The organism is Pseudomonas sp. AIG (genome assembly GCF_977020205.1).
This window is the reverse complement of the sequence record NZ_CDROCK010000015.1, coordinates 26,432-48,092: the sequence shown is the minus strand read 5'-3', so window position 1 is coordinate 48,092 and position 21,661 is coordinate 26,432. Positions and strand designations below refer to the sequence as shown.

The 21,661-nt window shown below is 60.5% G+C and carries 18 protein-coding genes; 9 read left to right on the top strand and 9 right to left on the bottom strand.

The window, feature by feature from the left end; translation table 11 throughout:
• Positions 1-85: 85 nt before the first annotated feature.
• Complete coding sequence (locus ACWR1S_RS11700; RefSeq protein ID WP_454563588.1) at positions 86-979, top strand: LysR substrate-binding domain-containing protein; 894 nt, start codon at positions 86-88, stop codon at positions 977-979.
• Here ACWR1S_RS11700 and ACWR1S_RS11695 read toward each other — a convergent pair.
• The 5 genes from ACWR1S_RS11695 to ACWR1S_RS11675 all read right to left on the bottom strand — a co-directional run bounded on the left by ACWR1S_RS11695 (position 945) and on the right by ACWR1S_RS11675 (position 6,290).
• Positions 945-1,559 carry a GNAT family N-acetyltransferase gene (locus tag ACWR1S_RS11695; RefSeq protein WP_454563587.1) on the bottom strand — a complete coding sequence of 205 codons (615 nt, stop codon included), beginning with the start codon at positions 1,557-1,559 and terminating at the stop codon, positions 945-947. The genes ACWR1S_RS11700 and ACWR1S_RS11695 overlap by 35 nt on opposite strands.
• A gap of 14 nt (positions 1,560-1,573) precedes the next feature.
• Entirely contained in the window at positions 1,574-3,829 is a 2,256-nt protein-coding gene (locus tag ACWR1S_RS11690) for an Orn/Lys/Arg family decarboxylase (protein ID WP_454563586.1), read from the bottom strand.
• A 189-nt stretch (positions 3,830-4,018) separates the two neighbouring features.
• Positions 4,019-4,777: a DNA polymerase III subunit epsilon gene (dnaQ, locus tag ACWR1S_RS11685; protein WP_122599561.1), complete on the bottom strand. Its 759-nt coding sequence runs from the start codon at positions 4,775-4,777 to the stop codon at positions 4,019-4,021.
• 192 nt (positions 4,778-4,969) lie between these two features.
• Positions 4,970-5,440, bottom strand: coding sequence for a ribonuclease HI (gene rnhA / locus ACWR1S_RS11680; protein ID WP_064118581.1), 471 nt, complete (start codon positions 5,438-5,440; stop codon positions 4,970-4,972).
• A 91-nt stretch (positions 5,441-5,531) separates the two neighbouring features.
• Positions 5,532-6,290, bottom strand: coding sequence for a class I SAM-dependent methyltransferase (locus ACWR1S_RS11675; RefSeq protein WP_093430718.1), 759 nt, complete (start codon positions 6,288-6,290; stop codon positions 5,532-5,534).
• Between the two features lie 66 nt (positions 6,291-6,356).
• Here ACWR1S_RS11675 and gloB point away from each other — a divergent pair, with 66 nt between their 5' ends.
• The 8 genes from gloB to fabI all read left to right on the top strand — a co-directional run bounded on the left by gloB (position 6,357) and on the right by fabI (position 17,219).
• The gene (gloB, locus tag ACWR1S_RS11670) at positions 6,357-7,124 is read left to right on the top strand and encodes a hydroxyacylglutathione hydrolase (protein ID WP_454563585.1); all 768 of its coding nucleotides are present in this window, start codon (positions 6,357-6,359) and stop codon (positions 7,122-7,124) included.
• Positions 7,125-7,223: 99 nt separating this feature from the next.
• Positions 7,224-8,687 (top strand): transglycosylase SLT domain-containing protein, encoded by a 1,464-nt coding sequence (locus ACWR1S_RS11665; protein WP_454563584.1) that lies wholly within the window; start codon positions 7,224-7,226, stop codon positions 8,685-8,687.
• 336 nt (positions 8,688-9,023) lie between these two features.
• Positions 9,024-10,856 carry an extracellular solute-binding protein gene (locus ACWR1S_RS11660; protein WP_454563583.1) on the top strand — a complete coding sequence of 611 codons (1,833 nt, stop codon included), beginning with the start codon at positions 9,024-9,026 and terminating at the stop codon, positions 10,854-10,856.
• A complete protein-coding gene (locus tag ACWR1S_RS11655; protein WP_454563582.1) occupies positions 10,853-12,694 on the top strand; it encodes an extracellular solute-binding protein in 1,842 nt (613 codons plus the stop codon). The genes ACWR1S_RS11660 and ACWR1S_RS11655 overlap by 4 nt, the downstream gene beginning before the upstream one ends.
• A gap of 4 nt (positions 12,695-12,698) precedes the next feature.
• Positions 12,699-13,772 (top strand): microcin C ABC transporter permease YejB, encoded by a 1,074-nt coding sequence (locus ACWR1S_RS11650; RefSeq protein WP_454563581.1) that lies wholly within the window; start codon positions 12,699-12,701, stop codon positions 13,770-13,772.
• A gap of 1 nt (position 13,773) precedes the next feature.
• A complete protein-coding gene (locus tag ACWR1S_RS11645; RefSeq protein WP_454563580.1) occupies positions 13,774-14,793 on the top strand; it encodes an ABC transporter permease in 1,020 nt (339 codons plus the stop codon).
• A gap of 1 nt (position 14,794) precedes the next feature.
• Entirely contained in the window at positions 14,795-16,405 is a 1,611-nt protein-coding gene (locus ACWR1S_RS11640; RefSeq protein WP_454563579.1) for an ABC transporter ATP-binding protein, read from the top strand.
• A 19-nt stretch (positions 16,406-16,424) separates the two neighbouring features.
• The gene (fabI, locus tag ACWR1S_RS11635) at positions 16,425-17,219 is read left to right on the top strand and encodes an enoyl-ACP reductase FabI (protein ID WP_007910591.1); all 795 of its coding nucleotides are present in this window, start codon (positions 16,425-16,427) and stop codon (positions 17,217-17,219) included.
• Between the two features lie 177 nt (positions 17,220-17,396).
• Here fabI and ACWR1S_RS11630 read toward each other — a convergent pair whose 3' ends face one another.
• The 4 genes from ACWR1S_RS11630 to ACWR1S_RS11615 form a co-directional block, all read right to left on the bottom strand.
• Positions 17,397-18,362 (bottom strand): sensor domain-containing diguanylate cyclase, encoded by a 966-nt coding sequence (locus ACWR1S_RS11630; RefSeq protein ID WP_454563578.1) that lies wholly within the window; start codon positions 18,360-18,362, stop codon positions 17,397-17,399.
• A 62-nt stretch (positions 18,363-18,424) separates the two neighbouring features.
• A complete protein-coding gene (locus ACWR1S_RS11625) occupies positions 18,425-19,003 on the bottom strand; it encodes a hypothetical protein (protein ID WP_122599556.1) in 579 nt (192 codons plus the stop codon).
• A gap of 1 nt (position 19,004) precedes the next feature.
• Positions 19,005-21,167: a molybdopterin cofactor-binding domain-containing protein gene (locus ACWR1S_RS11620; RefSeq protein ID WP_454563577.1), complete on the bottom strand. Its 2,163-nt coding sequence runs from the start codon at positions 21,165-21,167 to the stop codon at positions 19,005-19,007.
• A 22-nt stretch (positions 21,168-21,189) separates the two neighbouring features.
• The gene (locus tag ACWR1S_RS11615; protein ID WP_003224136.1) at positions 21,190-21,645 is read right to left on the bottom strand and encodes a (2Fe-2S)-binding protein; all 456 of its coding nucleotides are present in this window, start codon (positions 21,643-21,645) and stop codon (positions 21,190-21,192) included.
• Positions 21,646-21,661: the final 16 nt, after the last annotated feature.

The following is a 21,661-nucleotide window of genomic DNA, read 5'->3' as shown; positions in this document are numbered from 1 at the left end:
CCGACCGTTATGAGCAGAAGTCATATGCGCAGACTTGGGGTAGGATTCAGCCACTGACCCCACCTGCTGAACATGGACTTCACGCATGCGTTTACGTCATATCGAAGTGATTCAGGCGCTCTTGCAGACCGGTCACCTGGGCACCGCCGCCGAATGGCTGCAGTTGCCGGTGGCCGAGGTCGAAGAGCGTTTGCGCGAAGCCGAGAGTCAGTTGGGGTTCATGCTGTTCGCCAGCGTGCGCGGGCGCCTGCAATCGACGCCCGAGGCGCGGGCGTTGCAGGTGGAAATCGCCCACGTTTATGAAGCACTGGAGCCGGTGCAACGGCTGGCCAGCAGCCTCAGGCAATACCTCGCCCCACCCTTGCGCATTATCGGCACCCCGCCGCTGGCGCAACAATTACTGCCCCAAAGCCTCGCTGCCCTGCGTCGACGTTTGCCCGACGCACCGTGCAGCCTGCTCAGCGCGCCGACCCGCGATATCGTCCGCAGCCTGTTATTGCGTGAAAGCGATCTCGGTTTAAGTCTGCACGACCCCGAACATCCCGACATTGATTGCCGCCCATTGGCCCATGGCAAGCTGCAACTGCTCGCGCCCCACGGCTGGCTGCAACCAAAGCAAAAATACATCTCCCTACAGGATCTGGCGGGGCAGACCATGGTCGGCCTCGAAGGTCAGGACCCGCTGAGCCCGGCGCTGGAAAACAAACTCCAGGCCCTGCGGCCGGCGCCGAGCGTGCAGACGCGGGTGCAAACCCATCAGATGATGCGCAGCATGGTCGAGGCCGGTGAAGGCCTGGCCATTGTCGACCCGTTCACGGCACTGGGCGCGCGCCCTGCCGGGCTGGATGTGTGCCCGTTGTCGCCGGCGGTGCCGATCAGCCTCTACGCCCTGACCTTCAAGCACACTGCGCCGTCAGCGGCGATTCAGACATTGCTCACCATCGTCACGGAACAAGCCGAGGCGATGCTGTCGAGCTAAGCGGGTTTTCCAGCGGATTATCGAACAATCGATACCAGAACAGCGCCACTTCGGCGGTGTTCGGATCAATGCCGCGATAGCGCAACTGGTCAACGCCACCAATCACGTAGCCACAACGCTCATACAAACGACAGGCGCCAAGGTTGTTGTTCTGGGTTTCGAGCATGATCCCCGGCAATTTCTTCTTGCGACTCCAGAACTGCGCGACATCCAGCAATGCCTTGGCCACGCCATGCCGACGCGCCGGTGCGTGCACGGCCAGCTCATCAATGTGCGCGAAGCCATTCCAGTTGGTACTGATCACCAGATGGCCCACCGGCTCATCATCCAGATAGGCCATGAAAATCGCGCTATCGGCCGCGTTATGGAAGGCGCTGAACTCCTCAGGATCGATGCCGTAGCACTTGCGGTACGGCACGATCGGCGTCACGCGCCACTGCTCGACCGGCTGGCCAATCACGGCGGCGCCATAGGCGGCGACTTCGAAGCTGAAGTCGCTGCCCCAGATATACGGCGCAAAGCCTTCATCGGCGACCCGCACCGACAGCCCAGGGTATTTTGGATTCATGACCGGTTGCATACTGGGAAATGTCCTCATTCCTTGACGCAATCGACGGTGTATTGCCGTCCATTGCCCTCGTCTTCGTGCTGCAATCCATGCACATCCGCGACAAAACCGGGGAAGCTGCTATCGAACGTGCGAGCAAATTTCAGGTAATCAATGATCGAGCGAGTCGATTCGGTAAAGCGTTCGCCGGGCATGATCAGCGGAATGCCCGGCGGATACGGCACCAGCATCACTGCGGCGATGCGCCCCTCCAACTCATCGATCGGCACTGCCTCGACTTCACCGCGCACCAGATGATCGTAGGCATGAGCCGGTTTTATGGCAATTTCCGGGAGCACGGTATACATGCGTTTCAGGTGTTTGGCCGTGGCATTGCTGCGATAACAGGCGTGCAGTTGATCACACAGATCGCGCAGGCCCATGCCGCGATAACGCGCGGTGTCTTGCTGGGCCACGCACGGCAGGCAGGTGTCGAGGCGCACGTTGGCATCGTAACTGCGCTTGAATTCGAGCAGTTCGGTGAGCAGCGTGCTCCATTTGCCTTTGGTGATGCCCATCGAGAACAGCACCAGGAATGAATACAGCCCGGTCTTCTCCACCACCAGGCCGCGCTCCCAGAGAAACTTGCTGACCACCGCCGCCGGGATGCCCTTCTCGCTCAGCGCGCCACCGGCATTGAGCCCCGGCATTACCAGCGTGACCTTGATCGGATCAAGCAACACATAATCGTCGCTGACCTCACCAAAACCGTGCCATTCGGCATCCGGTTGCAACAACCAGTCTTCGGTCCGCACGCGGTCGATACCCTCGACACCCGGCGGCTGCCAGATCGAAAACCACCAGTCATCGGCGGCAATGTGCTGACGCAGATTGGCCAGCGCGCGGCGGAAACTCAGCGCTTCATCAAAGGTTTCCTGCAACAGCGAACGCCCGGCCGGGCCTTCCATCATGGCCGACGCCACGTCCAGTGAAGCGATGATGCTGTATTGCGGCGAGGTCGAGATGTGCATCATGAACGCCTCATTGAAACGGTCACGGTCCAGTTGCCGCGCGCCGCCGTCCTGCACATGAATCATCGACGCCTGACTGAAGGCGGCGAGCAGTTTATGCGTGGAATGCGTGGTGAACACCAACGGGCTGTCTTCGCTGCGCGAGGTGGCCATGCCGTAGCGCCCGGCGAAGAACTCGTGGAACGCCGCGTAGGCGTACCAGGCTTCGTCGAAATGCAGGACCTCGACGCTGTTGCCGAGGCTTTGCTTGATCAGCTCGGCGTTGTAACAGAGGCCGTCGTAGGTCGAGTTGGTGACCACGGCGAGCTTGACCTTCGGTGCGCGGCCCTTGGTCAGCGGGCTGGCGTCGATCTTCGCTTGAATCGATTCGCGGCTGAATTCACTCAGCGGGATCGGCCCGATGATCCCCAGTTCATTGCGCTCCGGGCACAGGTACAACGGAATGGCGCCGGTCATGATGATCGCGTGCAACACCGACTTGTGGCAGTTGCGATCGACCAGCACCAGATCGTCGCGCGCGACCATCGAGTGCCAGACAATCTTGTTGGCCGTCGAGGTGCCATTGATCACGAAAAAGGTGTGATCGGCGCCGAAATTACGCGCCGCACGCGCTTCAGCTTCGGCCAGTGGGCCGGTGTGATCGAGCAGTGAACCGAGTTCCGGCACCGACACTGACAAATCTGAACGCAGGGTGTTTTCACCAAAGAACTGATGGAACGCCTGCCCCACCGGACTCTTGTGATACGCCACACCTCCGCCATGGCCGGGGGTGTGCCAGGAATAATTGGAATCGGCGGTGTGCTGCACCAGTGCCTTGAAAAACGGCGGCAGCAAGCCATCGAGGTATTTGCGCGCCGCCCGTGCCACTTGCCGGGCGAGGAACGGCACGGTGTCTTCGAACAGATAGAGGATGCCGCGCAGTTGATTGAGTTCGGCCATGGCATCGGCCGGTGCATTTTCCAGGGTGACTTGTTCGCCCAAGGCAAAGATTGGCAGATCCGGAGCCCGCACCCGCGCCAGACCGATCAGTTCGGCCATGTTCTGCAAAAGGTGCGAGTTTGTACTGGCGTCCTCGGCGGCAATCAACATGCACGCGAGGCCATGATGGGTCGATGCGACCAACCGCCCTTCGGTGTAGTCGATGGCCGAAACGATATTGAAACCTTCCTGCTCCAACTCCCGGGCGATGCCACGGATACGGTCACCGGCGACCGTGTCGGCCTTGATGTCGCGATGGACGATCAACACCGGAAACTTCAAATCTTTGTACATGAGGCTCAGTGTCCCGAGGCGGCAGATTCGAATCGGCCAATGCACTCAGGGTAGAGGGTTGTAGCGAATGTGGCGAGGGTGGCCAGTTGGCTTCATGTCCTTAAAAACAAAAGATCGCAGCCTGCGGCAGCTCCTACAGGAGATTGCATTCCAATGTAGGAGCACCGCAGGCTGCGATCTTTTGATCTTTCAGGCCTGAGCGTCGGCCTCGGCGATTTGCGTCCACATCGCCGGGCCGCCCGCCGATTTGGCAATAATTTCCAGCCGCACCAGATGCGCAGCGAGCTCATCTTCCGTCGCACGAATGATCCGCGCTGGCTGACGATCCGCCGGCAAACGACGAATCTCGGTCGCCGAGTTGTCCGCACCATCGCCCGTGCCATTGCCGTCAGACGCATTGCCGGCCAGCGACAGACTGGTCTGGCCGCCGGTCATGGTCAGGTAGACGTCAGCGAGAATCTCCGAGTCGAGCAAGGCGCCGTGCAGTTCACGGCCGGAGTTGTCGACACCATAACGTTTGCACAACGCATCGAGGCTGTTGCGCTGCCCTGGGTGACGTTCCCGGGCCATCATCAAGGTGTCGAGGATCGAGCAGTGCTGGGTGATGTCAGCGCGATCCTGCTGGCCCATCAAGGCGAATTCGTTGTTGATGAAGCCAACGTCGAACGCCGCGTTGTGGATGATCAGCTGCGCGCCCTTGATAAATTCGAAGAACTCATCGGCGACTTCGGCAAAGCGCGGCTTGCCGACCAGGAACTCGTTGGTGATGCCGTGAACGCCGATGGCGCCTTCATCGCTCTCGCGATCCGGTTGCAGGTACACGTGAAAATGCCGGCCGGTCAGGCGCCGACCGATCAGTTCGACACAACCGATTTCAATGATCCGGTGACCATCGGTCACCGGCATGCCGGTGGTTTCGGTATCGAGTACAACGGATCTGGTGGCCATCAGTGTTCAGCTCTCAACGGGTCGATCTTGCAAAAAACGCGGATGTTAACACGCTCGGCGGGGTGTTTCAGGTGGACCGTGGCGTCCCCTTCGCGAGCAGGCTCGCTCCTACAGTGGATTTGTGTTGTGAACACGATCCAGTGTGGGAGCGAGCTTGCTCGCGAATGGCCGCACCACGGTTAAGAAGCGAAATCAGCTCTGCTTGTAACCGCGAACCTCATCCACCCCACGGTTAGCCAATTGGTCCGCCCGCTCGTTGCCGTGATGACCAATGTGCCCGCGCACCCATTTCCAGGTGACGGTGTGACGATTGACCTGCTCATCCAGCTCTTTCCACAGATCAGCGTTCTTCACCGGCTCTTTCGCCGCGGTTTTCCAGCCGCGCTTCTTCCAGTTGGCCATCCACTCATTGATGCCCTTCATCACGTACTGCGAGTCGGTCACCAGCAACACTTCGCACGGCCGCTTCAAGGCTTCGAGGCCGCGGATCGCGCCGAGCAGTTCCATGCGGTTGTTGGTGGTGTTGGCTTCGCCGCCCCACAGCTCCTTTTCAACGCCCTTGCACACCAGCAAGGCGCCCCAGCCGCCCGGGCCGGGGTTGCCCTTGCAGGCGCCGTCGGTGAACAGTTCTACGGTGTCGACGCTTTCAACGCTTTCGCTCATGCCACTCTATCCAGAATAAATGCCTGCCTCGCCGATCACGGATCGACGATGGCCGCGGCCGGGACACACCCGGCCACAAATAAAAGAAGGTTTACGGTTCAATGCGACGGCGATTGACCTTGGCCATCGGCAGCGGAATCAGCTTGCCCATCGGCTCGCGACGTTCCTGACGCAGCGGCCGTAGCCCGACCACAATCTTGCGCGCGACCAATAAATAGAAGCCGCCGCCCGACAGTTGCCAGTCACCGGCCTTGCGTTCCCAGCCGGCCAGGCGGGCCTGCCACTTGGGCGACGCGAGCGGCGGACGATAGCACCCGAAGCGGCGTTTCTCCAGCGCGAAGCCGAGCAGATTGAGCCAGTCGGCAACCCGTGACGGTGAGATGCAGCGCGCCTGACGCAAGGCGTCATGGGCGAAAACATGGCGCAAGCCCCAAGTGCTCCAGGGGTTGATGCCGATGATCAGCAAATGCCCGCCGGGGCGCACACTGCTCGCCGCTTCACGCAGCAAACCATGGGGCGACAGGCAGAAATCCAGACCGTGCTGCATCACTACCACGTCGGCGGCGTGCTCGCTCAGCGGCCAGGCCTGCTCTTCGCAGACGATCTCGACGCCCGGCAACGGCGCACCAAGACGCACGTTGCGCTGAACTTGCGGCGCTGACGGCGGGGTTTCGGCCGATGGCCCGTAATGCACCAGATAACCGCCGAAGAACCGGCCCAACTCGTCTTCGAGCATGCGCCGCTCTTCATCGAGCAGAAATTGCCCGAGCGGGCCGGACAGCCATTCACGGGCTGCACCGATCAGGGCCAGCCAGTCAGGATCAGCCTGTGCGAACGCTTTATCACTCATCGCATTCTCCAAAGCGCCAGGAACTACTAAGATGCGCCAATGTTTCCCGCTTGGCGAATTCCGACAATGATACAGATCAGTGCCCTGCCCGCGTTCACCGACAACTACATCTGGTTGTTACAGGATCACCGCACCCAGCGCTGCGCCGTGGTCGACCCGGGCGATGCCACGCCGGTGCAGGCGTGGCTTGCAGCGCATCCGGGCTGGGTGTTGAGCGACATCCTGATCACCCACCACCATCATGATCATGTCGGCGGCGTCGAACGCCTGAAAGCGCTGAGCGGCGCAAAAGTCTACGGCCCGGCCAGCGAAAACATTCCGGGACGCGATGTGGCGCTCAAAGACAACGACACAGTCAGCGTGCTCGGCTGGGACTTCGACGTCTATGCGGTACCCGGTCACACCCTGGGGCACATTGCCTATTACCACCACGGCCTGCTGTTCTGCGGCGACACGCTGTTCGCTGCCGGTTGCGGACGTTTGTTCGAAGGCACGCCGGAGCAAATGCACCACTCGCTCAGCCGCCTCGCCGCGTTACCGGAAGATACGCTGGTCTACTGCACCCATGAATACACCCTGAGCAATCTGAAATTTGCCGCTGCCGTCGAGCCGAGCAACCCGGACATTGCCGCCCGTCTGGAAAAAGTCACCCTGCAGCGACAAAACGGCGTGATGACCCTGCCCTCGACCCTCGCCCTGGAAAAGCTCACAAATCCGTTTTTGCGTACCTCTGAAACATTAGTTACACAAAAAGTGGACGAACGGGCAGGCGCTCAAAACCGGGCGCCGAGTGAGGTATTTGCGGCTCTGCGGGCCTGGAAAGATAAGTTCTAAGTCCCCCGCCACTTGGTACAAAAATTCTGAATGGTTGACCTAGGTGGGTGCGCTTTCTAGAATCGCCCGACATTTTTGCCCGGAACTTACTTCCAGCCAATGTCGTCATCCATACGTAAGTCCGTCAATTCAGACGCATTGACCCGCCTGGCGCAAGCCATCGCGGTGGCTGTGTCCGCCACGCTGGCGGGCTGTTCCAGCCATGCTCCGCAGACTGAAGCGACCCATACGCCGAACATTGCTGCGCGAGCCAAGCAGAAGCCGATCTGGCTGACCGAAAAGCCCAGCCCACAGGTTCCCCAGGATATCTGGGAACGCATGCGCCAGGGCTTTCAGCTGCAGGAAGGCCTCGGTGTAAACCCGCGCATCGAGCAACAGCGCCTGTGGTTCGCCAGTAATCCCTCTTTCCTCGAGAATGCCGGCGAACGCGGCAGTCTCTATATTCATTACATCGTCGAACGCCTCGAAGAGCGCAACATGCCGCTGGAACTGGCCCTGCTGCCAGTGATTGAAAGTGCCTACAACCCGATGGCCTATTCGCGGGCCGACGCCGTGGGTCTTTGGCAGTTCATTCCGTCCACCGGGCGTTACTTCAACCTGCGTCAGACCCGCTTCTATGATGGCCGTCGCGACATCACCGCCTCGACCACCGCAGCGATGGATTATCTGACCCGTCTGCACGACATGTTCAACGGCGACTGGCTGCTGGCCCTGGCCGCGTACAACGCCGGTGAAGGCACGGTCAGCCGCGCCATCGAACGTAACGAAAAGCTCGGCCTGCCCACCGACTACTGGAACCTGCCGCTGCCGGCGGAAACCCAGGCCTATGTGCCGAAGCTGCTGGCACTGTCGCAAGTGGTGCTGGCGCCGGAAGCTTACGGCGTCAACCTCAACCCGATCGCCAACGAACCGTACTTCCAGGTCGTCGAAATCAACCAGCGCATGGACCTGTCGAAGGTTGCGGCGGTGGCCAACATCGACGAAGACGAACTGTTCCAGCTCAACCCGGCATTCAAGCAACGCACCACCATCGACGGCCCCCAGCATTTGCTGGTGCCAACCTCGAAGGCGCAATTGCTGACTGCCAGTTTGCAGACCATGCGACCTGACGAGCTGATCAGCCCGCGTTCGCTGAAACCGGTGTTTGAAGGCGCTGATCCGTCGGAAGTGGCCCAGCTCAAGCGCGCCTATCGCGTGAAGCGTGGCGATAACCTCGGTTCCATTGCCAAGGCCAACAAGGTTGAAGTCAAGGACCTGCAACGCTGGAACAAGCTGACCGGCAAGAACCTCAAGGTTGGCCAGACCCTGGTGATGCAAGACACCACCAAGCGCGCGCCGGCTCGCAAGTCCGGCCGTGTAAACACGATTATTGCGTCCAACAGCAAGAGCAAAGGCAAGGACGACAGCGCGCAGCAGACTCAGTACAAGGTCAAACGCGGCGATACGCTGTACGTCGTGGCCAAGCGATTCAACGTTGAGATGCAACATCTCAAGCGCTGGAATCCGGGGGCGGGCAAGGCTTTGAAGCCGGGGCAGATGCTCACGGTTTATCAGCCGCACTGATGGAAGAGCCCCTGAGTTTGCAGGGGCTTTTTTTTGGATGAAATTTTGTGGTGCCCTGAAGATCCATCCCCCTCACCCCAGCCCTCTCCCCCAAGGGGTAGAGGGGGAAAGGGAGCCGATCTCCGTGCTGTTCAAAATCTGAGTTCGGCTCGGCATCGCACGTCGATGCAACCCTCCAAAACACCACGTTCAGTCCCCTCTCCCTCCGGGAGAGGGTTAGGGTGAGGGGCTCTTCGCGCAAACGATTAACCCTGCATTAACCCGCATCTTTTTCCTGTCCAGACAAGCTGTTACTGTACGGCCCACAAAGCCCAAGCCGCCTGGATCGGATCTGACTTGAAGCGTGCCCTCCTCCTGCTCCTGATCAGCCTGGCCTTGAGCTCAACCGCAAGCGCGACGATTACCGAAAGTCACGGTTATGCGCAGTTCGGCACGCTCAAGTACCCGGCCAGATTTACCCACTTCGACTGGGTCAACCCGCAAGCGCCCAAGGGCGGTACGTTGCGGGTGATGGCGTTCGGCACCTTCGATACGGTCAACCCATACACCTTCAAGGGCACCAGCCCGGTCACCACAGCGAATTTCCTCCAGTACGGCATCAATGAGCTGAATGAGCCGTTGATGGTCGGCACCGGCCAGTATTCACCGTCCGGCGACGAGCCCGCGTCGAGTTACGGCTTGATCGCACAATCGGTGGAGTACAGCGAAGATCGCAGCTGGGTGGTGTTCAATCTGCGCCCGGAAGCACGTTTCCACGATGGCACGCCAATCACCGCCTACGACGTGGCGTTCTCCTATCGAACCTTGCTCAAGGACGGTCACCCGCTGTACCGCACCGCCCTGCAGGAAGTGCTGCGCGTCGACATCCTTAACAAACAACGCATTCGCTTTGTGCTCAAGCGCTCGGGCAATCCGCTGTTGATCCTGCGCCTCGGTGAATTGCCGGTGCTGCCGCAGCATTACTGGAAAGACCGCGACTTCAAGGCCACCACCTTCGAACCGCCACTGGGCAGCGGGCCATATCGCATCACCTCGGTGACACCGGGCCGGCAGCTGATCTTCGAGCGGGTCAAGGATTACTGGGGCAAGGATCTGGCGGTCAATCGCGGCAAGTACAACTTCGATCGCATGGAAGTCGAGTTCTACCGTGACAGCGATGTCGCCTTCGAAGCGTTCAAGGCTGGCGAGTTCGACATCTACATCGAGCATCAGGCGAAGAACTGGGCCAACGGCTACAACTTCCCCGCCGTGCGCCGGGGCGACGTGATCAAGGCGCAGATCCCGCACCAGATCCCGACCCAGACTCAGGGCCTGTTCATGAACACCCGCCGCGCCACCTTCGCCGACGTGAAGACCCGCGAAGCGCTGGGTCTGATGTTCGACTTCGAGTGGACCAACCGCGCACTGTTCAGCGATGCCTACAAGCGCACCACCAGTTACTACCCCAACAGTGAATTCACAACCAGCGGCCTGCCGGTCGGGCATGAATGGCTGATGCTCAAGCCTTACAAGGAGCAACTGCCGGCCAAGCTGTTCACCGAACCGTTCACCCTGCCGCAAACCGACGGTCGCGGCATCCCCCGGGAAACCATGCGCAAGGCACTGGCATTGCTCGCCGAAGCCGGCTGGAAGCTCAACGGCCAACGCCTGCAAAACGCTGACGGCCAACCGCTGCGGTTCGAACTGTTGCTGGTCAATCCGAACCTCGAGCGCCTGTACCAGCCCTACATCGAGAACCTCAACAGCATCGGCATCGACGCGCGCCTGCGCACCGTCGATCGCGCCCAATACAAACAGCGCCTCGATCAATTCGATTTCGACATGATCTCGATGACGCTCAACCAGACCCTAAGCCCGGGCCTTGAGCAGTGGCAGTACTTCCACTCCAGTCAGGTGAACGTCAAGGGCAGCAAGAATTACGCGGGCATCGCCAATCCGGTGGTCGATCACCTGCTCGAACAATTGCTCGCCGCGCGCACCCGCGACGAACAGGTCGCCGCCGGCAAGGCGCTCGACCGAGTGCTGCTCTGGCAGCACTACAGCATTCCCAACTGGTACCTCAATTATCACCGCCTGGCCTACCGCAACCGGTTGGCCTTTGTCACCACGCCGCCCTACACCCTGGGCCTGAGCGCGTGGTGGCTGAAGTCTTCGGAGAAAGATCAATGAAACCGATCCGCGCCCTGCTCGTCCAGGCCAGCGGCTTGCTGTTCGCCGGGCTGGCCTGTGCCGCCCCGCAACACGCCGTGACCCTGTACAACGAGCCGCCGAAATACCCGGCCGATTTCAAGCAGTTCGATTACGTGAACCCCGACGCGCCCAAGGGCGGCGTGTTCCGTCAGGCCGGATTCGGCGGCTTCGACAGCCTCAACCCGTTTATCAGCAAAGGCGTGCCGGCCGATGACGTCGGGCAGATCTACGACACCCTGACCAAGCACAGCCTTGACGAGCCGTTCACCGAATACGGCCTGATCGCCGGCAAAATCGAAAAGGCCCCGGACAACAGTTGGGTGCGTTTTTACCTGCGTCCCGAAGCGCGCTTCCACGATGGCCACCCGGTGCGCGCCGACGACGTGGTGTTCAGCTTCAACACCCTGACCAAAGAAGGCTCGCCACTGTTTCGCGGCTACTACAACGACGTCGCCGAAGTCGTCGCTGAAGATCCGCTGAAAGTACTGTTCAAGTTCAAGCACACCAACAACCGCGAGTTGCCGCTGATCCTCGGCCAGTTGCCGGTGCTGCCGAAACACTGGTGGGCCGATCGCGATTTCAACAAGGGCAACCTGGAAATTCCACTGGGCAGCGGCCCGTACAAAGTTGCCGAAGTGAAGGCCGGACGCTCGGTGCGTTACGAGCGGGTCAAGGATTACTGGGGCAAGGACCTGCCGGTCAATCGCGGTTTCTACAATTTCGACACGATGAGCACCGATTACTACCGCGACAACACTGTCGCCCTCGAAGCCTTGAAAGCCGGGCAATTCGATTACTGGCTGGAGATGGCCGCAAAAAACTGGGCCAACGCCTACAACATTCCGGCCGTCACCGAAGGCCGCCTGATCAAGGAACAGATCGCCAACAGCAACCCGACCGGCATGCAGGGCTTCGTCTTCAACCTGCGCCGCCCGGTGTTTCAGGATGTGCGCGTGCGTCAGGCACTGGGCCTGCTGTTCGATTTCGAATGGACCAACAAACAACTGTTCAACGGCGCCTATTTCCGCACCCGCAGCTACTTCGAGAACTCGGAAATGGCCGCCACCGGCCTGCCTGATGCCGATCAGCGGGCGATCCTTGAGCCGTTCCGCAGCAAACTGCCGGCACAGGTGTTCAGCGAAGCCTTCGACAACCCGAAGACCGACGCCAGCGGCATGATCCGCACCCAACAGCGTGAGGCCTATCAACTGCTGCAAGAGGCCGGCTGGAAAATCGTCGATGACAAAATGGTCGATGCCACGGGCAAACCGGTGGTCATCGAATTCCTCCTCGCGCAGACCGAATTCGAGCGGGTTTTGCTGCCGTTCAAGCGCAACCTCAGCGACCTCGGCATCGATCTGGTGATCCGCCGCGTCGACGTTTCGCAATACATCAACCGCGTGCGCTCACGGGATTTCGACATGATGGTCGGCAGCTTCCCGCAGTCCAACTCGCCGGGCAACGAACAACGCGAATACTGGATGAGCGCCGCCGCTGACAAACCGAGCAGCCGCAACACCATGGGCCTGAAGGACCCGATCGTCGATCAACTGGTCGAGAACCTGATCAACGCTGACTCGCGAAAAAGCCTGGTGGCCCACGCCCGTGCACTCGATCGTGTGCTGCAATGGGGTTATTACGTGGTGCCCAACTGGCACATCAAGACCTGGCGTGTGGCTTACTGGAATCACATTGGTCACCCGAAGGTCTCACCGAAATATGACATCGGCATCAATACCTGGTGGATCAAGCCGGACGCAAAACCGGCGATAGAAGTCGAAACCAAACTGCAAGCCGACCCTGCGGGCACGGAGTAATCAGATGCTGGCGTATATTTTTCGGCGACTGTTGCTGATCATCCCGACCCTGTTCGGCATTTTGCTGATCAACTTCGTGATCATCCAGGCCGCGCCCGGTGGCCCGGTGGAACAGATGATCGCCAAGCTCGAAGGCTTCGAAGGCGCTACCAGCCGGATTGCCGGCGGCGGTGCCGAGGTGTCGGTGGCGGGTTCCTCCTATCGCGGCGCGCAAGGGCTGGACCCGGCGCTGATCAAGGAAATCGAGCACATGTACGGGTTCGACAAATCGGCCCCGGAACGCCTGTGGATCATGGTCAAGAACTACGCGACCCTGGATTTCGGCGACAGCTTTTTCCGCGACGCCAAGGTCATCGACCTGATCAAAGAAAAGATGCCGGTGTCGATCTCGCTGGGGCTGTGGAGCACGCTGATCATGTACCTGGTGTCGATCCCGCTGGGGATCGCCAAAGCCACTCGGCACGGCAGCCACTTCGACGTGTGGACCAGTTCGGCGATCATCGTCGGCTACGCGATCCCGGCGTTCCTCTTTGCGATTCTGCTGATCGTGGTGTTTGCCGGCGGCAGTTATCTCGACTGGTTCCCGCTGAGAGGCCTGACCTCGAACAACTTCGATGAGCTGAGTCTGGGCGGCAAGATTCTTGACTACTTCTGGCACTTGGCGTTGCCGGTGACCGCACTGGTGATCGGTAACTTCGCCACCATGACCCTGCTGACCAAAAACAGCTTCCTCGACGAAATCAACAAGCAGTACGTGGTCACCGCCAAGGCCAAAGGCCTGACCCGCCATCGCGTGCTCTACGGCCACGTGTTCCGCAACGCCATGCTGTTGGTGATCGCCGGGTTCCCGTCGGCATTCATCGGCATCTTCTTCACCGGCTCCTTGCTGGTGGAAGTGATCTTCTCCCTCGACGGCCTCGGTCTGATGAGTTTCGAAGCGGCGATCAACCGCGATTACCCGGTGGTGTTCGGCACCCTGTTCATCTTCACCCTGCTGGGGTTGGTGGTGAAACTGATCGGCGACCTCACTTACACCCTGGTCGATCCGCGCATCGACTTCGAAAGCCGGGAGCATTGAGATGAACCTGTCCCCTCTCAACCGCCGCCGCTTCGAACTGTTCAAGGCCAACAAGCGTGGCTGGTGGTCGCTGTGGCTGTTTCTGATCCTGTTCGGCGCAAGCCTCGGCGCCGAGTTGATCGCCAACGACAAGCCATTGGTGGTGCATTACGACAACAACTGGTACTTCCCGGCGATCAAGCGCTACCCGGAAACCACCTTCGGCGGCGAATTCCCGCTGGAAGCCAACTACAAGAGCCCGTACATCCGCGAACTGCTCAAGGCCAAGGATGCCTGGGTGCTGTGGGCGCCGATTCCCTACAACTACCAAAGCATCAACTACGACCTGAAAGTCCCGGCCCCGGCGCCACCGTCGGCAGACAACCTGCTGGGCACTGACGATCAGGGTCGCGATGTGTTGGCGCGGGTGATTTACGGTTTCCGCATTTCGGTGCTGTTTGCGCTGACACTGACCGTGTTGAGCTCGATCATCGGCGTGATTGCCGGCGCGCTGCAGGGTTTCTATGGCGGCTGGGTCGATCTCGCCGGGCAGCGTTTTCTGGAGATCTGGTCGGGTCTGCCGGTACTGTATCTGTTGATCATTCTCGCCAGTTTCGTTCAGCCGAATTTCTGGTGGCTGCTGGGGATCATGCTGCTGTTCTCGTGGATGAGCCTGGTCGACGTGGTGCGCGCCGAGTTCCTCCGCGGCCGCAACCTCGAATACGTGCGCGCGGCGCGGGCGCTGGGCATGCAGAACGGTGCGATCATGTTCCGCCACATCCTGCCCAATGCGATGGTCTCGACCATGACCTTCATGCCGTTCATCCTCACCGGCGCCATCGGCACCCTCACCGCGCTGGACTTCCTCGGTTTTGGCTTGCCGGCCGGCAGTCCGTCGCTGGGTGAGCTGGTCGCCCAGGGCAAATCCAACCTGCAAGCGCCGTGGCTGGGCATGAGCGCCTTCGCTGTGCTCGCGTTGATGTTGAGTTTGCTGGTGTTTATCGGCGAGTCCGCTCGCGATGCCTTCGACCCGAGGAAGTGAAATGAATCAGGACAATCTGATCGAAGTGCGTGACCTCGCCGTCGAATTCGGTTTCGGCGAGCGCGTGCACCGGGTCGTCGAAGGCGTGAGTTTCGACATCAAGCGCGGTGAAACCCTGGCGCTGGTCGGCGAATCCGGTTCAGGCAAATCGGTGACGGCGCACTCGATCCTGCGTTTGCTGCCCTACCCGATGGCCCGCCATCCGGCCGGCAGCATCAACTATGCCGGGCAAAACCTGCTGGGGCTCAGTGAGAAAACCATCCGCCACATTCGCGGTAACCGCATCGCGATGATCTTTCAGGAGCCGATGACTTCGCTGAATCCACTGCACTCGATCGAGAAGCAGATCAACGAGGTGCTCGGCATCCACAAGGGCCTGACCGGCAAAGTCGCCACCAAGCGCACGCTGGAACTGCTGGAGATGGTCGGCATCCCCGAGCCGCACAAGCGCCTCAAGGCCCTGCCCCACGAATTGTCCGGCGGCCAGCGCCAGCGCGTGATGATCGCCATGGCCCTGGCCAACGAGCCGGAACTGCTGATTGCCGACGAACCGACCACCGCGCTGGACGTGACCGTTCAGCTGAAAATCCTCGATTTGCTCAAGGAACTTCAGGCCCGATTGGGCATGTCGCTGTTACTGATCAGTCACGATTTGAACCTGGTGCGAAGAATTGCGCATCGAGTATGTGTCATGCAGCGCGGTTGCATCGTCGAACAGGCATCGTGCGCAGAGCTGTTCCGTTCGCCGCAGCATCCGTACACTCGGGAATTGCTCGGCGCGGAGCCCAGCGGAGGCCCGGCGAGCAATAAAATCGGCGCGCCGCTGCTGGAGGTCGAGGACCTGAAAGTCTGGTTCCCGATCAAGAAAGGCCTGCTCAAGCGCACGGTGGATCACGTCAAAGCAGTGGACGGCATCAATTTCAGCCTGCCTCAGGGTCAGACCCTGGGGATTGTGGGCGAAAGCGGTTCCGGCAAATCCACGCTGGGTCTGGCTATTTTGCGGCTGATCGGCAGCAAAGGCACGATCCGCTTTGAAGGCAAGCAGCTAGACTGCCTGACGCAGAACGAGGTTCGCCCGTTGCGTCGGGAGATGCAGGTGGTGTTTCAGGACCCGTTTGGCAGCCTGAGCCCGCGCATGTGTGTCAGCGACATCGTTGGCGAAGGCCTGCGGATTCACAAGATGGGCACCGCCGAGGAACAGCAGGCGGCGATTATTGCGGCATTGAAGGAGGTAGGTCTGGATCCGGAAACCCGGCACCGCTACCCCCACGAATTTTCCGGTGGGCAACGGCAACGAATCGCCATTGCCCGGGCTTTGGTGCTGAAACCGGCGCTGATCCTGCTGGACGAGCCGACGTCGGCGCTCGACCGGACGGTGCAGCGGCAAGTGGTGGAGCTGTTGCGTTCACTGCAAGCCAAGTACAACCTGACGTATTTGTTTATCAGCCATGACCTGGCTGTCGTCAAAGCGCTGAGCCACCAGTTGATGGTGGTCAAGCATGGCCAAGTGGTCGAACAGGGAGACGCGCAAAGTATTTTTGCCGCCCCCCAACATCCGTATACACAGCAGTTGCTGGAAGCCGCTTTTTTGGCACCAGCCACTGCGCAATAACCTGAAAGAGGAGCAACACATGGGTTTTCTCGCCGGTAAGCGCGTACTGATCGTCGGTGTCGCCAGCAAGCTGTCCATCGCATCCGGCATCGCTGCCGCCATGCATCGCGAGGGCGCTGAGCTTGCCTTCACTTATCAGAACGACAAACTGAAAGGTCGTGTTGAAGAATTCGCCCAAGGCTGGGGTTCGAGCCCTGAGCTGTGCTTCCCGTGCGACGTGGCCAGCGATGAAGAAATCGCCAAGGTCTTCGAAGCACTGAGCAAGAAGTGGGACGGCCTGGACTGCATCGTCCACTCCGTTGGTTTCGCCCCTGGCGACCAACTGGACGGCGACTTCACCGAAGCCACCACCCGTGACGGTTTCCGCATCGCGCACGACATCAGCGCCTACAGCTTCGTGGCCCTGGCCAAAGCCGGCCGCGAAATGATGAAAGGCCGCAACGGCAGCCTGCTGACCCTGTCGTACCTGGGCGCCGAGCGCACCATGCCGAACTACAACGTGATGGGCATGGCCAAGGCTTCGCTGGAAGCTGGCGTCCGTTACCTGGCCGGCTCCTTGGGCCCGGACGGCACCCGCGTCAACTGCGTATCGGCTGGCCCGATCCGTACCCTGGCAGCTTCCGGCATCAAGAACTTCCGCAAGATGCTGGCCGCCAACGAAGCGCAAACCCCGCTGCGTCGCAACGTCACCATCGACGAAGTCGGCAACGCCGGCGCCTTCCTGTGCTCCGACCTGGCGTCGGGCATCAGCGGTGAAATCATGTACGTCGACGGCGGCTTCAACACCACCGCCATGGGCAACATCGAAGAGTGATCTTCGCTTAGCCAATAAAAAACCCGCCTTTTCAGGCGGGTTTTTTATTGCCCGAAACACTGTCCCCTGTAGGAGTGAGCCTGCTCGCGATAGCGGTAGGTCAAGCAATGAAGATGTTGAATGTGCGGACGCCATCGCGAGCAGGCTCACTCCTACAGGGGATCTGCGGTGCATTCGCTAGCAGCGCTTCAGGGCCTGCTTGTGCGCATACATCGCGCCATCCGCATCGGCGAGCAGGCGATCCACGGTTTCGTGGCGTTTCCCGTCGTATTCAATCTGCCCGACGCTGAAGCGAATCGCATACCCGCGATGCAGCGTGGCATTACGCTCTTCAAGGATCTCCTTGAGCCGCGCCATGATCGCGTTGGTTTCGATGTGGCTCGACCCCGTCAGCAGCGCGACAAACTCATCGCCGCCCAAGCGCCCGACCACATCGCTCTCGCGAAAGGCAATGCGCAACACATCGGCGAAGGTCTTCAGTGCACTGTCGCCCTCGGCATGGCCGTACAGATCGTTGATCTGCTTGAAGTCATTGAGGTCGAAAAACAGCAAGGTCGCCGGCCGCTCCAGCCGCGCACAGGCGTCCAGTGCGTGCTGCGCCAGTTGCTTGAAGCCGCGACGATTGGACAGCAACGTCAGCTCGTCCATGCTCGCCATCTGCACGGCGGTCAGCTCTTGCTCGGCCATCTCGGCCAGATCACGCAACAACGCGCGCTCTTCCTCGTCGAGGTCGCGGGGCTTGGTGTCGATCAGGCACAGCGTGCCCATTTTATTGCCATTGGGCACGGTCAGCGGGTAGCCGGCGTAAAAGCGAATATTCGGCGCGCCAGTGACCAGCGGATTGTCGTGAAAACGCACGTCCTCGCGGGCATCGGGCACCAGCAACAAATCGTTTTGCAGAATCGCGTGGCCGCAGAACGACACATCCCTAGACGTTTCAGTGGCGTCCAGGCCCACGCAGGACTTGAACCACTGCCGATCCTTGTCGACCAGCGTCACCAGCGCGATCGGCACATTGAACAGGCGTTTGGCCAAGCGCGTCAGCCGATCAAAACGCTCCTCCGGCGCCGAATCAAGCAGATCGAGCCCGTGCAACACCTGAATCCGCGCAGCTTCATTGGCAGGTTTTCCTGGAACCAGCATTCGCACACTCCATTGTCATCAATGCACTTGAGCGTAGCGCAAATCAGCGAGGCCTCACCCCGTCAGATCCCCGCCACCGGACACGGCCCGCCGGCATCGGCCCACAGCTTGAATTGCGCGACGAAAATATCGTGCGGCACCGGCACCGGCGCGCGCCCTGCCCCGGGATTCCAGCCCCACAGCACCAGTTTGTCTTCGCTGACGTGTTTGATCAGCGCGGCAAAGTCGCGATCGCCATTGCTCGAACGGTCCTTGATCATCGCGCAGAGCTTGTCCGGTGGCAGGCCGATCCAAGCCATTTTGTGCGCCGCCGGCGGCAGGCTCCAGTGCGGCGCCCCCGGCGGTGCATGCGGGCCGTAACTGGCCGGTGGATTGTTTTCGGCGTGACAGGTGGCGCAGGGCAAACCGGCCGCGCCCTTGCCGTCCATGCCCCGCACCACGTTCATCGCATGGGGAATGCCGGCATCGAACTGCAGCGGCGAATCCCCGGGAATATGGCAGTTCTGGCAGCGCGGACTCTGAAAGACTTTCTGCACCGTGCCGAACGCTTTCAACGCTTCCTGATCATCGGCGAACAGGTCCGAGGCATAACCGCCCAGCCCCAGCAGAATCACCGTACCCAACACTAGATGTCGTTTCATCTCACACCCCCGACAGTTGCAACGGTAACTCGCGCAGACGTTGCCCGGTCAGGGCGAACACCGCGTTGGCCACCGCCGGCGCGGTCGGCGGCACACCGGCCTCGCCGATGCCGCCGGGTTTGTCGCTGCTGGGCACGATGTGCACCTCGACCACCGGCATCTCGTTGAGCCGCAGCACCTGATAATCGTGATAGTTGGACTGCAACACCGCGCCGTCCTTGAGCGTCAGTTTGCTGTGCAGCGCCATGCCCAGACCGAAGGTGATGCACGACTCCATCTGCGCGGCAATGCTTTGCGGATTCACCGCAATCCCGCAGTCCACCGCACAAACCACGCGGTGCACGCGAATCTTCAGATTGTCCTGTGACACCTCGGCGACCTGCGCCACGTAACTGCCGAATGACTCGTGCACCGCCACGCCGAGGGCATGGCCGTCCGGCAACGGTGCTTTCCAGTTGGCTTTTTCCACCGCCAGATTCAGTACGCCCAAATGCCGAGGATGATCCTTGAGCAGCGTTCGTCGGTACTCGACCGGATCCTTGCCCGCCGCCGTAGCCATTTCATCGATCAGCGATTCCATGACGAAACCGGTGTGGCTATGGCCCACCGAGCGCAGCCACAGCACATTGATGCCGGTCTGCGGTGAATGCAGATCGACCTGATGATTGGCCAGGCCTTTGACGTAGGGGCTGTCGGCCACGCCCTCGACGGAGGTCGGGTCGATGCCGTTCTTGACCATCGTCGCCTCCATCAGCGTGCCGGTCATGATCGACTGCCCGACCAACACATGTTGCCAACTCGACGGCAAACCATCGGCGCCCAAACCGATCTTCGCCTGATGCAGGAACATCGAACGGTAATACCCACCACGAATGTCATCCTCACGCGACCAAACGGTCTTCACCGGCATGGCGGCGGCTTTCGCCACTTGCACCGCTTCGGCAACAAAGTCTGATGTTGGGTTGGCCCGGCGGCCAAAACCGCCGCCAAGGAATTCGGTGTGGATTTCCACCTGCTCCGGCTTCAGTCCGGTGATTTTGCCGGCGACCATTTGATCGAGCGTCTGAAACTGCGTACCGGTCCAGATTTCGCATTTTTCAGCGCTGATCTTCACCGTGCAATTGAGCGGCTCCATCGGCGCGTGGGCCAGATAGGGCACGCTGTACTCGACATCGATCTTCTTCGCCGCTTTACCGAAACTGCCCTTGGCATCCCCTGCCTGGCTGGCCGAAGTGCCTTGCGTGGCGGCCAGTTTGCGGAAACTCGCCAGCAGTTTTTCGCTGCTCAGATCCGCATGCGGCCCCAGATCCCAATCGATCTTCAGGGCATCACGGCCCAGTTTCGCCGCCCAGTAATGATCAGCAATCACCGCAACGCCCGTCGGCACTTGCAGCACTTTGTGCACGCCCGGCACCGCCAGCGCTTCAGCGCCTTCGAAGGATTTAACGCTGGCACCGAATACCGGTGGACGCGCGACCATCGCCGTCATCAAGCCTTCAAACTGCACGTCCATGCCGAACTTGGCGCGGCCGGTGATTTTCTCCGGCGTGTCGAGGCGTTTGGTCGGTTTGCCAATGACTTTCCAGTCCTTGGCCTCCTTGAAGGTGATCGACTTCGGATCCGGTACCGGCAGTTGTCCGGCGGCATCCGCCAACTCGCCGTAGGTGGCGCGTTTATCGCCAGCGATGGCCACGCCCGATTCGGTGCGAATCGCCGATGGCGCCACTTCAAAGCGCTTCGCTGCCGCCTCGACCAACATCTGCCGCGCGGTCGCGCCGGCCAGGCGATAGCGATCAAACTCCATCCACGTCGACGTTGAACCGCCGGTAATCTGCATGCCGCCAAACCCCGGCATGCCGTAATCCGCCGCCGACGCTGGCGAATGCTCGACGCGGATCTTCGACCAATCGGCATCCAGCTCTTCGGCAATCAACATGGTCAGGCCGGTCCAGATGCCCTGGCCCATCTCTGAATGCCCGAGCAACACGGTGACGCTGTTGTCCGCCGCAATACGCAAGAAGGCATTCGGCGCAAACACCTTGCCTTCATTCTCGGCCGCATAGGCAAATTTGTGGCCGCCGGGGACGACGAACGCCACCACCAAGCCGCCGCCCAACACGGCACTACCCTTGAGAAAACCCCGACGCGATACAGGACTGTTCATCACCCGACTCCCACGTAAACAATCAGCCGATTTCCGATGCGCGTTTAACTGCTGCGCGAATCCGGGGATAGGTGCCGCAACGGCAGATATTGCCGGAGAGCGCCTGATCGATATCGCTGTCGGTGGGTTTGGGGATTTTCGCCAACAAAGCGGCGGCAGACATGATCTGCCCCGACTGGCAGTAACCGCACTGTACCACGTCGAGTTCGGCCCAGGCTTGCTGCACCGGGTGCGAACCGTCGGTGGACAGGCCTTCGATGGTGAGGATTTTCTGGCCGTGGGCCACGGCGGTTGCGGGGGTGATGCAGGCGCGCAACGGCGCCCCGTCAACGTGCACGGTGCAGGCCCCGCACTGGGCCATGCCGCAGCCGAATTTGGTACCGGTCAGGTGCGCGACATCGCGCAGGACCCAGAGCAACGGCATGTCCGCGGGGACATCGAGCTCCTGATCCTTGCCATTGATATTCAAGGTCAGCATCGGGGAAATTCCTCAG